We start from the raw sequence: 14,847 nt of genomic DNA, 5'->3' as shown, positions 1-14,847 counted from the left end.
TGTTCTAATTTCACGGAAATTCCATCGACAGGGCAGATGCCCTTTGATACAATAATCGGAAGAGGTGATGGTGTGAAATTAGATTTTTTAACTTCTCGCAAGGGGGACATTCCCGAACGTAACAGCGAAATGAAACCATTTTTAAAGGATACACTCAGTCGAATAAAACAAGGTAATTTTTCGAAAAAAGAACAGGCGGCCTTAGCTGCCGTATTAATTCTCGCGGCATCGGGCACGGGCTACGGCGCCTTTATTCACGCGCCCTTGGCACAACAGGAAGCGCTGAAGGCGGCATTAAAGGCCACACCTTCCGTGGCACACGCTCAGGAAGGCCCGGGCGGTGCTTATGCCGACGAAAAAACCACGTTGAAAGAGACGGAAGTGGAACAAGCCATTGCCAACGATATTGCATCGGATCCCAATGTGGAAATTACCAGTGAAGAAGTGGTACCGGACGGCGAAAATTCGGGTCTCATGAACTTAGTGGTTGATCACTACGGCTCTACCGATACCCTGAGCCAATACCTTGAAACCCTTCAAGGCGTGTCCTACAAGCTGAACATCGATTCCATCAGCTACAATCGAGATCCTTCCGACGTGGAATCCTCATCCATACGCTTGTCGGTTCCCTACGAAATCGTGGACAACAGTCTGGCATCGAAAACCTTTGACACTCAAGCTCCGGAAGCGGCACAACCTACGGCGCCGGATACAACGGCCACGCCGGGTACGGGAAGCACCGCGCCCTCCACGCCGTCCACATCATCCGGAAGCGGCTACTATTCCTCCGGCAGCTCGTCGTCGAGCTGGACGCCGAGATATCCTTCTGCTTCGACGACGCCTGCGACGCCGTCGAAGCCCGCGACACCTGCGGCAAAGACGCCTGCACCAAAGCCGCAAGCGCAGCCACAGGCAAAGCCTCAGGTCAAGCCTCAATCGGAAACGCCGCCGAGGATGCCTGAAAGAGTTTACTTGGCTCCGGCCGTAAGCACCTATTCCATCTTGGATACCGTCATATCCGCATCGACAGTCGACGGACTGCCCGTGACCTGCGAGCCGCAAGGGAATACAAATACGGATAAGCCTGTGGAAAAGAAAGATCAAGTGCTCGCCGTAAAATTCGAAACTCCGCAACGTGATCAAGGGGCCGAAGGGCTGAAACGCGTCATTAATTTGGACACGGGCGGAATCTACTTGCCGAAAAACGGCTATGAATTCAGCATCGATATACCGACTACGACTAAAACCGCCGGCAACTTCAGCTTGATCTTGGCCGATCTTGCGGGCAACAGCAAAGAAGTTTTGGCTTCGAGAAAAATTGATTTAAACGACGGCTACAGCCGACTGTTCTTCCCCTTAAACGGTATGGACGGAACCATCCGAGCCAATCAAATACGCTACACCTTTATGGACGGGGGAGCGGTTCAGGAATCGATTAACCTGAAAAACGTTCAAATCCTTTCCCATGAAAAATAAATGCAATGCCATGACCCTCGTGGAACTGATATGCGTCGTCGCAATCGTGGCGGTGCTTATCGCCATCGGGGTCTTGGGTCTGAATGGCGTTCGGCGATTTAAAGCTGAACGCCAAATTCATACCATGACCGGTGAGTTGAGCGATCTGAGGCACCGAGCCATGGCCCAACGAAAAGAGACGACCATGACTTTTTCCGCAGAGGCCTATGCCTTGGAAAACGGAGAAAAGACGAAAACCGTGCCCTACGAAGAGGAGTTAAAACTTGTAAAGTATTCGACGGCAAATAAATTGCCGAGCTTTACCTTCAGTCCCTCCGGGCGGCCGTCCAACAGCGGCACCGTGACTTTTCAGGTGGGAAAGACGGTCTATTATGTCATCGTGGCGCCCGTTAACGGTCGCATTCGAATGGAGAAAGCCAATGAAAAAGAGTAGCTTCACCTTATTGGAGGTGATGGTGGCCGTGGCCATCGTCGGACTGATCACCGTCATGCTGAGCGCTTTTTTGGGTGGAAGCTCTAAGCAGCTCAGCGCCCAGGAGGGAAAGAGAAACAAATTGGATCGGGCGAGCGATACCATGGAATCCTACATGGCTTATGAGGATCGCACGAAAGAGGGAATGGACGTGCGGATTAGCGACTACGACGCCCGTCTGGAAAAAGTGGAGGTGTTCGATGCCGAAAGCGGGAAGCAGATACTTGTGGCGCTCAGGCCGAAAAAGAGCCTTTACACTCCTTGAGCTGCTCTTGGCCATGGCCATCGGTTCTATTATCGTCGTTCTCTTAAGCCAAATCCTTTTAAGCGGTCTTTATGGCGCGAGTACATTCGGCAAGCGAATCAATAGGGACAACGACGTTACATTTGCTATGAACTCCATGATCGACGAGCTGTTGGCGGCCGACGAGATCTATCAAATTCAAGATCGGGCCGTGCAATTTTATGTGCGTGAAAAGGGAGAAGACGGTCACAAAATCGTATCCTATCTGCTTAAAGACGGCACCTTGTCACGATACGCCGATCACGATCATCTTAAATACGATAAGGGAAGAGTGATATTAACCAAAGGCACGCGCACCGTCATCCTTGAAGGCGTCGACGATTTAAAATTCACACGGGAGGGCGAGTGCTTGCGCATTTACATGAAACGGGGAAAAGAAAGCGAACGAGTCGTCGCCTTGCGAGGCAGATATGACTAAGCGCCGCGGTTCCATCGCCCTATTGGCGATATTTATTTTTGCTATTATAAGCCTCTTGGCGCTGGTCATTTTTTCCCGACTGGAAGACAATTTTCTCTTGCTCCGCACGGAATTGGACGAAAAGCAATCCTCCTACAACTCCGAGTCATTGGTCTACTTAGCCAAGGAAGAACTAAAAAAAGAACAGATTGTAAATGTGGTGGAACATCGGGTGAAATTGGATCTACCCGCCCCGGCCTTTAACTCCAGCACGGTGAAAAAAGCGGAAATGTCTCCCTTTGTCGAAAAGGGGAGCTATACCCGGGTGCAGCTGGAAGTGCAGTCAAGCTACAAGAGCATCCCCAGTAAGGCCATCCTTCGGTTTAAAGGTGTGAATCCGATTTTCGAGCAGCCGGACGGCGTCATCAGCACGAAAGAAATGAAAGAGCGGGGCGTCTACGATACGTGGCAAAAAACATTGGCCGACAGCTTTTTAAAAGAAACGAAAAACTGGGCAAGCCGGTGGAAGACGGACAAGCCGTCGACTCTGAAGAAGGAAGGCAATAACTTTATCCAAGTATTGGAAGACGGGTCCCGGGCGACTCTTGCGCCCGTCGCCCTTCAGTTGCGTTGGGAAGTGGCCTCTCCCGTGGTCCTCGACGTGCCCATGGACATTAAGGGCGTCCTGTGGCTGAAAAAAGGCGCGAGCATAAAAGGCGATATTCACGTGCGCGGCGTCGTCATACGGGAAGAAGGGGCGTCGGTGGAGGGACAAATGATCGTCGACGGTCTGTTGATCGGGGAAAAAGACGATGCCATCCACGTCAACTTCCAGCCTCGCAATGTAGAAGAGGTCTTTTGCTTTTTCGACGACTTCATCCAATCGAACAGCTTTCGCTTAAAAAAGCTTTACTAACAGATGCTACGCATCTTGTGGGTTATTTTTCAATTTGATATAATAAACACGCAGTACAATTAAGGAGGAAATTATGATCTCAGCTGGTGATTTTAGAAAAGGTGTAACTTTTGTTATGGACGGAGACGTCTACCAAGTCGTGGATTTTCAACACGTTAAACCGGGTAAAGGCGCGGCCTTTGTGCGCGCAAAAATTCGTTCGGTTCTAAACGGCGGTGCGAAGGAAACCACCTTCAACCCCTCGGAAAAGTTTGAAAATGCCGTTATAGAAACGAAGCAAATGCAATATTTGTATTCCGACGGCGAGCTTTATTACTTTATGGACAATGACACCTACGAACAAATGCCCATCGAAAAAGATTTCGTTGAAGATGCGCTGAACTTTATGCGCGAAAACGACATGGCGACCATCCAAATCTATCAAAACAAGCCTTTTAACGTCACACCTGAAAACTTTGTCGAATTAGAGGTCACGGAAACGGAACCCGGCGTCAAGGGCGACACCACTTCCGGCGCGACGAAGGCGGCAACGGTTGAGACAGGTTTCACTTTACTTGTACCCTTGTTTGTCGATCGGGGAGATATTATTCGCATTGACACGCGTTCCGGCGAATACATGTCCAGAGTGTAGCCAAGGAGGCAACTATGAAAAACATTTTGCAACGAATCGCCTATGTCCAAGGGTTAGCAGATGGATTAGGACTTGAAGACACATCAAAAGAGGGCCAAATTTTATTGGAACTCGTCGATGTCGTAGCGGAATTGGCTGAAGTCGTCGACGAAAAATTTGAAGATTTGGAAAGCTACGTCGATGTCGTAGAAGAAGACCTGGCCGAATTGGAAGACTACGTCTACGAAGAAGATGATTTCGACGATTACGATGACTTCGATCTGGACGATTATGATTTCTTTGACGAATATCATGAAGCCAACGACGAAGGCTTCGAGGATGTTGAAGAAGAAGCAGACGACGTTGAATAATTAAAAAAACCGCCGATGGGCGGTTTTTTTGTGCTGCAAAAATCAATTGGTGCATGACATAATCATCGTGAGAATATAGGAGATCTATACCATGAGTAAACTAAAATCAGCCATCTATGGACTGGCCGTCGGCGACGCGTTGGGCGTGCCCTTCGAATTCAGGGAGCGGGGGACCTTTCGTTGCGAGGGCATGACGGGCTACGGCACGTGGAACCGGGCGCCGGGAACCTGGTCCGACGATACGAGCATGACCCTTGCCACAGTGGATTCCATAAAAGAGAAGAAATGTATCGACTCTGTCGATATGACGAAGCACTTTTGCGATTGGCTGTACCGTGGAATGTATACGGCAGACGGCGACGCCTTTGATGTGGGGACGACGACGCGGCTGGCCTTGGAGCGAGGCAGTGGCTTGGACGACTATTATTCCAACGGAAACGGATCGCTGATGCGCATATTGCCCCTGGCATTTACCGATGCCACGGACGATGAAATCAGAGCGGTGTCGGCCATCACCCACGCTCATAAAATTTCCACGGATGCCTGCGTCGAATACGTGCATTTGGCGCGGATGCTAATTGACGGACAGACGATTAACCGCGACGAGATAAAAAATAAAAGCATGGATGAAATTAAATCTTCCGGCTTCGTCTTGCATACCCTGGAAGCCGCTATTTGGTGTTTGATGAATACGAGCTCCTATGAAGCAGCGGTGCTTACGGCAGTGAATCTCGGCGAGGATACGGATACCACCGCAGCCGTGGTCGGCGGCCTGGCAGGCATCGTCTACGGCTACGACAGCATTCCCGGCGCTTGGATCGAAGGGTTAAAAAATAAAGAACTGATCGATTCGATTTTAAAAAAATAGGCGAAAAAAGACTTAACCATGAAAAGAAACTAGAGTGACCCCATAAAGTTGAAGCAATAATCCAACCTTTGGGAGTTAGTGCACATGGTTTTTTTGCATCCCTCTTATTGACGATATATATATATATATATAATGAAGACAGAAGGGATGATTTTATGCTTGAAAAACTAGAAAATGTAAGGGTTTCACCTAATACTTATTTAGGAATAAATATCACGCCCCAAGGAATTGATGTATCGAAAGTATATGAACAATTAACAGTAGTTGAGCTTTTAGAGAGAAAAAGTCTTTCTGATTTGTGTAAGAATTATTTGAAATCACTTGATTATGGGGTTGTTTCACCAAACGTTGAATACACTAAAACATGCAAATATGAGAAATTAACAGTAGTACCACATAATTACTCTAATGGAAATATAAAAATGTTTATTGAATCAATAGCTAAGATTGGGGAATTAAAAAGTGAAGAAATAAAGAATATTGAGGCAGTTTCTAAAATTCGAATAAGTAATAATAGAGATTATGAACGATCTGCTCTGTCTTCGGCAGCTATTACACTTAATAATGGCGGCATAATTAAAACTACTTTTCATTTTAAATTAAGAAAACATTCTTTTTGTAGTAATGGAAATTATATATATGATAATAAATATTTTTCTGATGCTTTATATGGCTTAAAAATTCAATCAATCAATGAAACATTGGGAGAGTTAGAACCCACATTGTCTAATGAATCTGTTAGGTTAAGGTTACTAGGAATTGATTTTTACAAGAATACAGATGCAATTTATAAACTCTATGTTGAGGGAAACAGTTGGGATAATTTTTTAAGCTGCATAACTCGGCTAACAAAGATTCAGGAAGATTCTTTTAATGAGATTTTAGAGGAGTTAGAGTTTTCAAATCTATTATTAGAAGGGATTGGTATTGTCAATAAAAAATCAGGTAAAGATTTGAATTTATATTTCTTGAGGAGGCAGGAAATATGAGATTAAAGGCTAGAGAAGATTTAGTTTTGAGAAAAATTGATGATAAGTTCTTTATTATTGACTTATATAATAAAGATTATGCATATAAAGAAAACATTATATCAATGAACATTAGCTCATATTATATTTTCAAATACATACAGGAGGAAAAAGTTGTTGATTTCCAGGATATAGAGGATTTTGTATATGAGAATTTCCAGATTCCAGAAACATACTCAAAAGAAACTATTAGAAAAGATATTAATAAATTTATACATAAATTTAAGAAATTAGGTTATATTTTATTAGATGAAGCTAGAGTTGGAGAGACTTTAAATAGTGATGACTATGGTTTAAAGCAAGAAGGAACACTCAATAAGGCTAGCTTTGATTGGGAAGAATGGAATATAAGCCTAGGGGATCGAGGAATACCGTTACATGGTGGGATAGAGTTAACTTCCTTTTGTAATATGAATTGTTTACATTGTTACCAACAAGACATTGAAAGAAAGCCCAATTTATCTACTAATGACATAAAACAAATATTGGATCAATTAGCAGAAGCAAGTGTGTTATTTATTTATTTTACAGGAGGTGAAATTTTTACTAGACTTGATTTTACAGAAATTTATATATACGCAAAAAGAAAAGGGTTTATCATTTCTTTGTTGTCAAATGCGACTATAATACCGGAAACCATGTTCAATGTGTTTGAAAAATATCCACCCCAAATCTTTAGCACGTCCGTATATGGGACAAGTTCCTTGGTATATGACAAAGTAACTCAAACAAGGGGTAATTTCGATAAATTCATGAAAAATTGTAAACGAATTAAAGAATTAGGAATCAATCTTGAATTGAAATTTATTGTTTTAAAGCAGAATATGCATCAATTTGAAGATTTTATTAGTTTATGTGAAGATTTTGGTTTAGATATGAGGTATAGTGCAGAGTTATTTCCTACATTGACTGGAGATAGGTGTGTTTATAATTACAGGATAACGAATGAGGAAATTGTAGATTTAGCTAAATACAATAAGGATCTTACTAGAACATTACATCATGTTACGAAATTAGAGAACAAGTATAGTAAACAAAAGTCACCTCCATTATTTATGTGCGATATATGTACAACGGGGTTTTTAATTGATGATAGGGGGTTTTTGAATCCTTGTAGTAGGTATAGGTTGGAGAAATACAACCTAAAAAAACAAACTTTTTCATCTGCCTGGTCTGATATACAGAATATAAAGTTCATAAAAGCTAAGAAAGGCTATAAATGCGTTGAATGCAAGTATTTGCCTATATGCAATCCATGTACAGCTCAAAATATTCTAGAAACAGGCAATATCGACCAACCTGGAAAAATCAGGTGCGATTTAGCTAAAAGGAAATTTGAAGAATTTTCTAAAGATAGCTATGCTGAGAATAATGAAAGGAGGTGATAAAATGGAAAACAAGATTAATTACGTAGAACCTAGGATTGAAGAAATAGAACTTAATGTAGAACCTATAAGTATGGGAGCTGAACAATCATCAACTTGTGGCTATAGGTCTTGTTGTTATGGTGGTGATGAAAGTTCAAATGGTTGGTAAAAAGCAAAATAGGCTATGCCAAAAGATGGGGTGGGACAAATACTCACCTCGTCTTTTTTGTGCGCTTTAGCATGAATAAACATCCTCCGGCATAGCCGGGGGTTTTCTTTTTCGGCCCAAAGGGCCTGTATTACTAGCTGCGTCTGAAGGGCGTCGGTGGTCTGCCCGTGCTGACGTTACTCGGCTACCCCTTGAAGGGGTTTGTCGTGTCGAAGGTAAGTTGCTCGCTTATTTGATCCTCGTTCAACTGGTTCTGTATATACTCTTGAATCTTTTTAGCGTTTTTTCCCGCTGTATCAACGTAATAGCCTCGGCACCAAAACTGCCTTCCCCTATATTTAAATTTCATGTCTCCCCATCGTTCATAGATCATGATACTGCTCTTCCCTTTTAGAAAGCCCATAAATGAAGATACAGATAGTTTGGGTGGGATCTCTAGTAACATATGAACGTGATCCGGACATACTTCCGCCTCGATTATGTTTACGCCTTTCCAGCTACATAACTCGCGTAAAATCGCGCCTATTTCTAAGCGCTTCGATCCATAAAATACTTTTCGCCTATATTTCGGAGCAAACACTACGTGATACTTACAATTCCATTTTGTGTATGATAAACTATGGGTGTGATTTAGTGATGTCATTATTTCCTTCTGATTGTGATTGGTTGGCAGACCTCTCTCATCATATCACGCTGGAAATAACGGGTAATTATCGCTAAAGCTAAACGGAACCCCCGGTCTAACCGGGGGTTTTCTAATGCAAAAAGGCTTGACCATGGTTTGACATGATTAAGCCTTTTGATTTACACGTTAAATTTAAAGTTGACGACATCGCCGTCTTCCATGACATATTCCTTGCCTTCGCTTCGTATCCAGCCCTTTTCCCGGGCCGCTGCTAAGGAGCCGGCTTCCACTAATTTATCGTAGGCGATGGTGTCGGCTTTAATAAAACCGCGTTCGATGTCGGTATGAATTTTGCCGGCGGCTTCCGGTGCCTTGGCACCTTTTTTCACGGTCCAGGCACGGGATTCCATTTCGCCGGTGGTGAGGAAGCTGATTAAGCCCAAAAGGGTGTAGGAAGCCTTGACCAGTCGATCCAAGCCGGAATCGGAAAGGCCCATGGCGTCGAGAAACTCCGCTTTGCTTTCGTCGTCGAGGGAAGAAATTTCTTCTTCGATGGCGGCAGAGATAATGATGGTTTGGTCGCCGCTTTGATCGGCAAAGGCCTTTACCTTGTCCACGTAATCATTTCCCGTGACCACATCGTCTTCGCTGACATTGGCGGCGTAGATGACAGGCTTCATGGTCAAAAGGCTGAAGGAGGAGAGGAGCTTCAAGTCCTCTTCCGTGTACTCCAGGGACCGCGCCGGCTTTTCCGCTTCCAGGGCGGCGATAATTTTTTCGATCAATTCTTTTTCCGGCTGCAGGCTTTTGTCGCCTTTCATTTGTTTCTTCACCCGATCCAGGCGCTTTTCGAGGAGCTCCAGGTCGGAAAAGATCAGCTCCAGATTGATGGTGTCGATGTCTCTTACGGGATCGACGCTGCCTTCAACGTGAATGATGTTGCCGTCGTCGAAGCAGCGGACCACGTGAACCAAGGCGTCGACCTCGCGGATGTGGGACAAAAATTGATTGCCCAAGCCCTCGCCTTTGCTGGCGCCCTTTACCAAGCCGGCGATGTCGGCGAATTCGATGGTGGCGTAAACAATTTGCTTCGAATGGCTCATTTCGCTCAACACGTCGAGTCGGCGGTCTTTCACTTCCACCATGCCCACATTGGGCTCGATGGTGGCAAAGGGATAGTTGGCCGCTTCGGCGCCTGCTTGGGTAATGGCGTTAAATAAAGTGGACTTGCCCACGTTTGGCAGTCCGATAATTCCTAATTTCATATTATCTTCCCCCTAATCCTAATCCTGCTCATTATATCATAGTTTTTACCGCTATTTTATGGGATTCGATTTCATTTTATGAGCCGTTCATGTATAATGTTAAGGAAAAGCGAGGTGACACATGAGTGCTATAGTTGTAAGCGGACTAACCAAAAAATTTCGTCGGGATTTAGTTTTCAACGATTTTAATTTGGAAGTGTTCGACGGAGAAATTTTTTCGATCATGGGAATGGAAGGCTCGGGCAAGACGACCCTAGCTCGCATCTTATTCCATTTTTTGAAGCCGAATAGGGGCAACGTTCGTATTTTCGATATGGACGGGCAAAAGGAATCCAAATCTGTCAAGGAATTTACCGGCTATGTACCTGAAGATGTTTGGATTTACGATAATTTGAAGCCCATGGCTATTTTTAAAAATACATTGGCATTCCATGGTTTAAAAAATACGGACGACATTCAATCGTTAATGGAATATTTCGAATTGGATAATCGGCATAAGTTTTCCGATTTAACGGATTCGGAACGCAAACGTGTGGCAATCATCAATGCATTGATCACGAAACCGAAGCTACTGGTTTTGGACAATCCGTCCAAGAATTTGTCTCATGCCATGCTGGATAAATTGTTTACGCATATTAAGCGCCTTCAAAGCTCGGAAGGCTTAACTGTTTTGCTCCTCACCGACGACATGTCCATTGGGCAACGTTACGGCGATCGCGGCGCCTATTTGGCCGGCGGCCGCTTGACGGGCATCGAGTATTTGAAGGACAAGAAAAACAACGACAAGATTCTTCGGATTTTCGACGAGCTGATCAATGTCAATGCCTTTGAAGAGGTAGGGGCAAGCTTATTAAAAGATGAATCCGGCGATGTGGAATTTTTCTACGATGGCTATTTGCCGACCCTGACCACGGTTTTACATCAACAAAAGGTTAAAAATTATGTTTTGGAAGATGCCGAGCTGGAAGACAAGGTTGAAATTTTCAAATCCGGTAAGGATTTAAACGCCAACCGATCGGCAGGCCCCGCTGAGGACGAAGCCGACGACTCCGCCGGGGAAGATACGATTCTAGCCTACCATGCGGACGAAATAAATGAAAAGGTCGACGACGATACGGCGGCCTCCGACGAAGCTGCGGCCGTCGATGATGATGCGACCGTTGTTTTAAACGAGCCCGTAGCGGAAGGGGCTGGCGCTGCGGAAGAACCTATCGAAGCTTATGCCCCTCAAGAGCCCAAAGACGATGCATCCTCTGAAGAAGGGAACGTCATTGTTTCCGACGAGCTGATTTTAGACAGTCGCAAGACGCAGCCCATCGAGCCGGTGGATGCCGACGAATTTGTCGAGGAAAAATACAACTTTAATCCGGAAAAGGGGGAAGAGTGATGGTTTTTAATCTCGAAATGAAAAATAACCGGGGCAAGGCCTTTGGATGGTTTGTGGTTCTCGGGATTTTAACCGGCTTGTTAATGGCTTTCTTTCCGCTTTTACAAGACAACAATCTCTTGTCTCTGGCCAACGGTTTTCGCGACGGTTTTTCCGAAAACATGCAGCCGGTTTTAGGCTTCGGTCGCGAAGTCGCCTTTGACAAGTTCACGGATTACATTCCCTTTATTTTCCAATATTTGGGCGTTCTCTTTGCGATTTTCGCCATTCAATTGGGCGCCAAAAGTTTGTCTCGCGAACAAAGCGCCGGAACCATCGAGTACCTTTACGCCAATCCCATTACGCGGACGGAAATTTACAGCGGCAAGTTCAGTGCCGATATGGTGCACTACGGCCTCGTATTGCTCTTTGTCCTCGTCGTGGCTTTTGTTTCGGCCTATGCCTTCGGCGTACACGACATTCGAAATTTAGCCTTGGTCATGCTGCAAATTTTCATCTGCCTGCTCTTATTGGGCTTTGAATTTTTGTGCATCGGCTTTTTCTACTCGTCCATCTCGTCCCGCTCATCTCATGCGGAAGGAGGAAGCTTGCTTCTGTTTATCCTTTTCGTCATCATCTGGGCGGCTCTGGTCTTGATGGGAAGTGCGACGCAAGCCATTGCCGCGTTCTTCCCCTTCACGGCATTGAACCCGTTAAGCATGGGCGGCGGCGATTTTCAGTGGATCGGCATGATCGCCAACATTGTCCTCGGCCTTCTGTTCTGGGGCATCGGCTGTATTATTTACAAAGGCAAAGAATTAAAATTTTAATAACTACGGGAGCGGCTCAATGAGTCGCTCTTTTATTCCTGGAGGATTATGATTCGATTGATTGCATTGGACTACGACGGGACCATTGCCGCGAGAAAACAACCCGTGGACAAAACCATGGTGAATTTTATTCGTCGGTGGAAGGATTTGGGTATCGAAACGGTGATCGCCAGCGGACGGCCCTATCGCTCCTTGAAAAGCGAAATGGCCCCCTATAATGACGAGCTCGCACTGATTTCAAATAACGGGAATTTAATTCGCTATAAAAATTCCGAAGAGACCCTGAACAAACACGCCTTCGACCGAGGGGTGATCCGGCCATTAACCCAGGCCATTGAAGCCCGTGGCCTTCACCCGATTTTTCACGTGGACAGCTACGACAAGGGCTATGATTTGGTCACACTTTTCGAGCAGACGGAGCGAGAATCGTCTTACGTGGTCTTTTACGAAAACATGTATAAAAAAATGACCTTGGACGAGCTTTTAAAAGAAGACGTCCTCGCCGTGGCAGGCTATGCCACGCCGGAGGTCTTTGAGGATTTAATTCGCGAGCCCGTGATCAAAGAGGAAGGGCTCACGGCCCACTTATTAAAGAGCCGTGATCCCAAGCTATCTCTTTTTGAAATCATCGGCAAGGGCAGCAATAAGTGGCGCGGCCTTCGCACCTACGGAGAGCTGAAAAACATTGTGCCCGAGGAGATGATCGTTGTCGGCGACGACCGAAACGACGAGGCCATGATCGCCCACGCGGGCATCGGCATCGCCATGGCGTCGGCGCCGGAGGACGTGAAGGCGTCGGCGGATATAATTTGCGACGAACCGCCGGAGGAATACGGCGCGTTTAAATTAGTCGATGCCATGATAAGAAAAGAGGTGGACGATGAACATTAACTGGTACCCGGGGCATATGAAAAAGACCATCGAGTCTTTGAAGAGCATGAAGGCGCAGTGCGATGTGGCGGTGGTTTTGCTGGACGCCCGCATTCCCATCAGCAGTTACAATCCGCTCTTGGACGAGGTGCTCACATCCATTCCCGTGCTCATGCTATTAAATAAATCGGATTTGGCCGATCCGAAGGAGACGGAGCGTTGGATCGACTACTTTAACGGGCAAGACGACACCTCGGCCATTGCCTGGTCCGCCACGTCGAAGATCAACGAGAAGCGTTTGACGGAGGCCTTGGAGGATTCCGTGACGGGTCTTCGGGAAAAAGAGGCGCAAAAGGGCATGGAGAAGCGGAAGCTCCGGGTCATGGTGGCGGGGATTCCCAATGTGGGCAAGTCCACCTTCATCAATCAGGTGGCGGGCAGAAAATCCGCCGCCATCGGCAATCGACCGGGCATTACAAAGACAAATCAATGGATTCGCCATCACAAGGCCTTTGATCTCTTAGACACGCCGGGCGTTCTCTGGCCTAAGCTGGATCCGCCTATTCGGGGCCGCCACTTGGCTTTTACGGGCTCCATTAAAGATGAGATTATGGACGTGGAGACCTTGGCTTACGAATTGGTAAAAGAAGCCATGGAAAAATTTATGGATGCCATGGCGAAGCGCTACGATCTCACCGACACCTTCGACGATCCGGTGGCGGTGATGGATGCCATTGGCAAGCGGCGGGGATGCTTGATTCGCGGCGGCGAAATCGACTATACCAAGGTCTCTCACTTGATTTTAGACGAGTTTCGCGGCGGCAAATGGGGACGAATCAGCTTGGAAGATGTTCATGACCGATCTTCGTTTTGATTCGGAAAAGCTGAAAGAGGGCTACGATTACATCGCCGGCATCGACGAGGTGGGCCGCGGCTGTCTCTTCGGCGACGTGGTGGCCGCCTGCGTTATGATGCCCTTGGATGAGACCATCGCCGGCGTCACGGATTCGAAAAAATTATCTCCTAGAAAAAGAGCCGTCTTGGAAGTGAGCATTAAGGAGCGTGCAATTTTTTATTCCTTTGCAAGAAAGAGCCCCGAGGTTATCGATGCCGTAAATATTAAGCAGGCCACGCGCCTTGCCATGAAGGAGGCGGCACAGGAGGCACTCAATAAATTTCCCGACAAGAAGATTTTGTTTTTAATCGATGCGGAAACCGTGGACCTGGACTGTATTCAAGAGCCGATTATTCACGGAGACGACCTGTCCTATACCATCGCCTGTGCATCTATTTTGGCGAAGGAATTCAGGGACCGCCTCTGCATCGAGTGGGCCGAGGTCTATCCCGGCTACGGCATCGAAAAGCACAAGGGCTACGGCACGAAACAGCATCGGGAGGCCATTCTCGCACTGGGTCCGACGCCGGGGCACCGGAGGAGCTTTCTCGGGAAGATTCTAAAGCCATAGAGCAGGCAAACTCTTCGGCGGCAGTTTTTTCGGGCCCCTTGTTTATGGTATAATGGGGAAAATAGGAGGCAGAAATGGTTGAAAAATATTTTGTTGACCCTTCGGGGAATTCCAATGTAAAAATAGCCGACGACGTCATTACGCGAATCGCTCAGGAAGCGGCGCTGCGTGTCGACGGCGTATATAACAGCTATACCACGAAAAGAGAAATCGGCGATTTCCTTGCCGGTCGAACCCCGTCCAAGACGAAAGTGACGGCCGACGAAACAACGAGCGTCGTGGACATTTCCATCGTCGTGGAATACGGACGAAACATCGTCGAAGTGGCGGAGGAAGTGCAAGATGCCGTTAAGGAAAGCCTGGGCAATATGACCGACCTGGACATTTCCGCCGTCAACGTTCATATTAACGGCGTGCGCGCCCACGAACAACAATCCATGTAACAGG

General features: G+C 46.4%; 19 protein-coding genes. 17 read left to right on the top strand and 2 right to left on the bottom strand.

Features of this window, described 5'->3' with window-relative positions; genetic code table 11:
- Positions 1–72 precede the first annotated feature (72 nt).
- From BQ7397_RS06375 to BQ7397_RS09190, 11 genes are all read left to right on the top strand, one after another.
- On the top strand, positions 73–1,476 hold the full coding sequence (locus BQ7397_RS06375; protein WP_077075281.1) for a hypothetical protein: 1,404 nt from the start codon (positions 73–75) through the stop codon (positions 1,474–1,476).
- Positions 1,466–1,909, top strand: coding sequence for a type II secretion system protein (locus BQ7397_RS06370; RefSeq protein ID WP_077075280.1), 444 nt, complete (start codon positions 1,466–1,468; stop codon positions 1,907–1,909). The genes BQ7397_RS06375 and BQ7397_RS06370 overlap by 11 nt, the downstream gene beginning before the upstream one ends.
- The gene (locus tag BQ7397_RS06365) at positions 1,896–2,213 is read left to right on the top strand and encodes a type II secretion system protein (protein ID WP_077075279.1); all 318 of its coding nucleotides are present in this window, start codon (positions 1,896–1,898) and stop codon (positions 2,211–2,213) included. The genes BQ7397_RS06370 and BQ7397_RS06365 overlap by 14 nt, the downstream gene beginning before the upstream one ends.
- Positions 2,149–2,670 carry a PulJ/GspJ family protein gene (locus tag BQ7397_RS06360; protein ID WP_159435164.1) on the top strand — a complete coding sequence of 174 codons (522 nt, stop codon included), beginning with the start codon at positions 2,149–2,151 and terminating at the stop codon, positions 2,668–2,670. The genes BQ7397_RS06365 and BQ7397_RS06360 overlap by 65 nt, the downstream gene beginning before the upstream one ends.
- On the top strand, positions 2,663–3,565 hold the full coding sequence (locus tag BQ7397_RS06355) for a polymer-forming cytoskeletal protein (protein WP_077075277.1): 903 nt from the start codon (positions 2,663–2,665) through the stop codon (positions 3,563–3,565). Before BQ7397_RS06360 ends, BQ7397_RS06355 begins: the two co-directional genes overlap by 8 nt.
- A 73-nt stretch (positions 3,566–3,638) precedes the next feature.
- A complete protein-coding gene (gene efp, locus BQ7397_RS06350; protein ID WP_068457821.1) occupies positions 3,639–4,196 on the top strand; it encodes an elongation factor P in 558 nt (185 codons plus the stop codon).
- 14 nt (positions 4,197–4,210) lie between these two features.
- Positions 4,211–4,546, top strand: a complete 336-nt coding sequence (locus BQ7397_RS06345) for a CD1247 N-terminal domain-containing protein (protein ID WP_077075276.1) — start codon at positions 4,211–4,213, stop codon at positions 4,544–4,546.
- Positions 4,547–4,637: 91 nt separating this feature from the next.
- Entirely contained in the window at positions 4,638–5,414 is a 777-nt protein-coding gene (locus tag BQ7397_RS06340; protein ID WP_077075275.1) for an ADP-ribosylglycohydrolase family protein, read from the top strand.
- 155 nt (positions 5,415–5,569) lie between these two features.
- A complete protein-coding gene (locus tag BQ7397_RS06335; protein ID WP_077075274.1) occupies positions 5,570–6,403 on the top strand; it encodes a hypothetical protein in 834 nt (277 codons plus the stop codon).
- The gene (locus BQ7397_RS06330; RefSeq protein ID WP_077075273.1) at positions 6,400–7,827 is read left to right on the top strand and encodes a radical SAM/SPASM domain-containing protein; all 1,428 of its coding nucleotides are present in this window, start codon (positions 6,400–6,402) and stop codon (positions 7,825–7,827) included. Before BQ7397_RS06335 ends, BQ7397_RS06330 begins: the two co-directional genes overlap by 4 nt.
- Before the next feature lie 4 nt (positions 7,828–7,831).
- On the top strand, positions 7,832–7,978 hold the full coding sequence (locus BQ7397_RS09190) for a hypothetical protein (protein WP_159435163.1): 147 nt from the start codon (positions 7,832–7,834) through the stop codon (positions 7,976–7,978).
- 184 nt (positions 7,979–8,162) lie between these two features.
- On the opposite strand, the gene tnpA is transcribed toward BQ7397_RS09190, so the two are convergent.
- Positions 8,163–8,621 (bottom strand): IS200/IS605 family transposase, encoded by a 459-nt coding sequence (gene tnpA / locus BQ7397_RS06325; RefSeq protein ID WP_077075272.1) that lies wholly within the window; start codon positions 8,619–8,621, stop codon positions 8,163–8,165.
- 161 nt (positions 8,622–8,782) lie between these two features.
- On the bottom strand, positions 8,783–9,868 hold the full coding sequence (ychF, locus tag BQ7397_RS06320; protein WP_077075271.1) for a redox-regulated ATPase YchF: 1,086 nt from the start codon (positions 9,866–9,868) through the stop codon (positions 8,783–8,785).
- A gap of 121 nt (positions 9,869–9,989) precedes the next feature.
- On the opposite strand from ychF, the gene BQ7397_RS06315 reads away from it, so the two are divergent.
- The 6 genes from BQ7397_RS06315 (at position 9,990) to BQ7397_RS06290 (ending at position 14,843) form a co-directional block, all read left to right on the top strand.
- The gene (locus BQ7397_RS06315) at positions 9,990–11,255 is read left to right on the top strand and encodes an ATP-binding cassette domain-containing protein (protein WP_077075270.1); all 1,266 of its coding nucleotides are present in this window, start codon (positions 9,990–9,992) and stop codon (positions 11,253–11,255) included.
- Positions 11,255–12,064, top strand: coding sequence for an ABC transporter permease subunit (locus tag BQ7397_RS06310; RefSeq protein ID WP_077075269.1), 810 nt, complete (start codon positions 11,255–11,257; stop codon positions 12,062–12,064). Before BQ7397_RS06315 ends, BQ7397_RS06310 begins: the two co-directional genes overlap by 1 nt.
- A gap of 48 nt (positions 12,065–12,112) precedes the next feature.
- Positions 12,113–12,955: an HAD-IIB family hydrolase gene (locus BQ7397_RS06305; RefSeq protein WP_077075268.1), complete on the top strand. Its 843-nt coding sequence runs from the start codon at positions 12,113–12,115 to the stop codon at positions 12,953–12,955.
- Positions 12,945–13,808, top strand: coding sequence for a ribosome biogenesis GTPase YlqF (ylqF, locus tag BQ7397_RS06300; RefSeq protein WP_077075267.1), 864 nt, complete (start codon positions 12,945–12,947; stop codon positions 13,806–13,808). The genes BQ7397_RS06305 and ylqF overlap by 11 nt, the downstream gene beginning before the upstream one ends.
- On the top strand, positions 13,789–14,400 hold the full coding sequence (locus tag BQ7397_RS06295; RefSeq protein ID WP_077075266.1) for a ribonuclease HII: 612 nt from the start codon (positions 13,789–13,791) through the stop codon (positions 14,398–14,400). Before ylqF ends, BQ7397_RS06295 begins: the two co-directional genes overlap by 20 nt.
- 74 nt (positions 14,401–14,474) lie before the next feature.
- Positions 14,475–14,843, top strand: coding sequence for an Asp23/Gls24 family envelope stress response protein (locus BQ7397_RS06290; RefSeq protein WP_077075265.1), 369 nt, complete (start codon positions 14,475–14,477; stop codon positions 14,841–14,843).
- Positions 14,844–14,847 lie beyond the last annotated feature (4 nt).

This window comes from Aedoeadaptatus urinae, from assembly GCF_900155585.1.
Taxonomy (GTDB): Bacteria; Bacillota; Clostridia; order Tissierellales; family Peptoniphilaceae; genus Aedoeadaptatus; species Aedoeadaptatus urinae.
The sequence above is the reverse complement of the archived record's forward strand: the minus strand, read 5'-3'. Positions and strand labels throughout refer to the sequence as shown.

Excerpts from the sequence above, each read along its gene's own strand:
- BQ7397_RS06370 (WP_077075280.1), top strand. The coding sequence starts at position 1,466 with ATGAAAAATAAATGCAATGCCATGACCCTCGTGGAACTGATATGCGTC.
- BQ7397_RS06365 (WP_077075279.1), top strand. The coding sequence starts at position 1,896 with ATGAAAAAGAGTAGCTTCACCTTATTGGAGGTGATGGTGGCCGTGGCC.
- BQ7397_RS06360 (WP_159435164.1), top strand. The coding sequence starts at position 2,149 with ATGCCGAAAGCGGGAAGCAGATACTTGTGGCGCTCAGGCCGAAAAAGA.
- BQ7397_RS06355 (WP_077075277.1), top strand. The coding sequence starts at position 2,663 with ATGACTAAGCGCCGCGGTTCCATCGCCCTATTGGCGATATTTATTTTT.
- efp (WP_068457821.1), top strand. The coding sequence starts at position 3,639 with ATGATCTCAGCTGGTGATTTTAGAAAAGGTGTAACTTTTGTTATGGAC.
- BQ7397_RS06345 (WP_077075276.1), top strand. The coding sequence starts at position 4,211 with ATGAAAAACATTTTGCAACGAATCGCCTATGTCCAAGGGTTAGCAGAT.
- BQ7397_RS06340 (WP_077075275.1), top strand. The coding sequence starts at position 4,638 with ATGAGTAAACTAAAATCAGCCATCTATGGACTGGCCGTCGGCGACGCG.
- BQ7397_RS06335 (WP_077075274.1), top strand. The coding sequence starts at position 5,570 with ATGCTTGAAAAACTAGAAAATGTAAGGGTTTCACCTAATACTTATTTA.
- BQ7397_RS06330 (WP_077075273.1), top strand. The coding sequence starts at position 6,400 with ATGAGATTAAAGGCTAGAGAAGATTTAGTTTTGAGAAAAATTGATGAT.
- BQ7397_RS09190 (WP_159435163.1), top strand. The coding sequence starts at position 7,832 with ATGGAAAACAAGATTAATTACGTAGAACCTAGGATTGAAGAAATAGAA.
- tnpA (WP_077075272.1), bottom strand. The coding sequence starts at position 8,621 with ATGACATCACTAAATCACACCCATAGTTTATCATACACAAAATGGAAT.
- ychF (WP_077075271.1), bottom strand. The coding sequence starts at position 9,868 with ATGAAATTAGGAATTATCGGACTGCCAAACGTGGGCAAGTCCACTTTA.
- BQ7397_RS06315 (WP_077075270.1), top strand. The coding sequence starts at position 9,990 with ATGAGTGCTATAGTTGTAAGCGGACTAACCAAAAAATTTCGTCGGGAT.
- BQ7397_RS06310 (WP_077075269.1), top strand. The coding sequence starts at position 11,255 with ATGGTTTTTAATCTCGAAATGAAAAATAACCGGGGCAAGGCCTTTGGA.
- BQ7397_RS06305 (WP_077075268.1), top strand. The coding sequence starts at position 12,113 with ATGATTCGATTGATTGCATTGGACTACGACGGGACCATTGCCGCGAGA.
- ylqF (WP_077075267.1), top strand. The coding sequence starts at position 12,945 with ATGAACATTAACTGGTACCCGGGGCATATGAAAAAGACCATCGAGTCT.
- BQ7397_RS06295 (WP_077075266.1), top strand. The coding sequence starts at position 13,789 with ATGACCGATCTTCGTTTTGATTCGGAAAAGCTGAAAGAGGGCTACGAT.
- BQ7397_RS06290 (WP_077075265.1), top strand. The coding sequence starts at position 14,475 with ATGGTTGAAAAATATTTTGTTGACCCTTCGGGGAATTCCAATGTAAAA.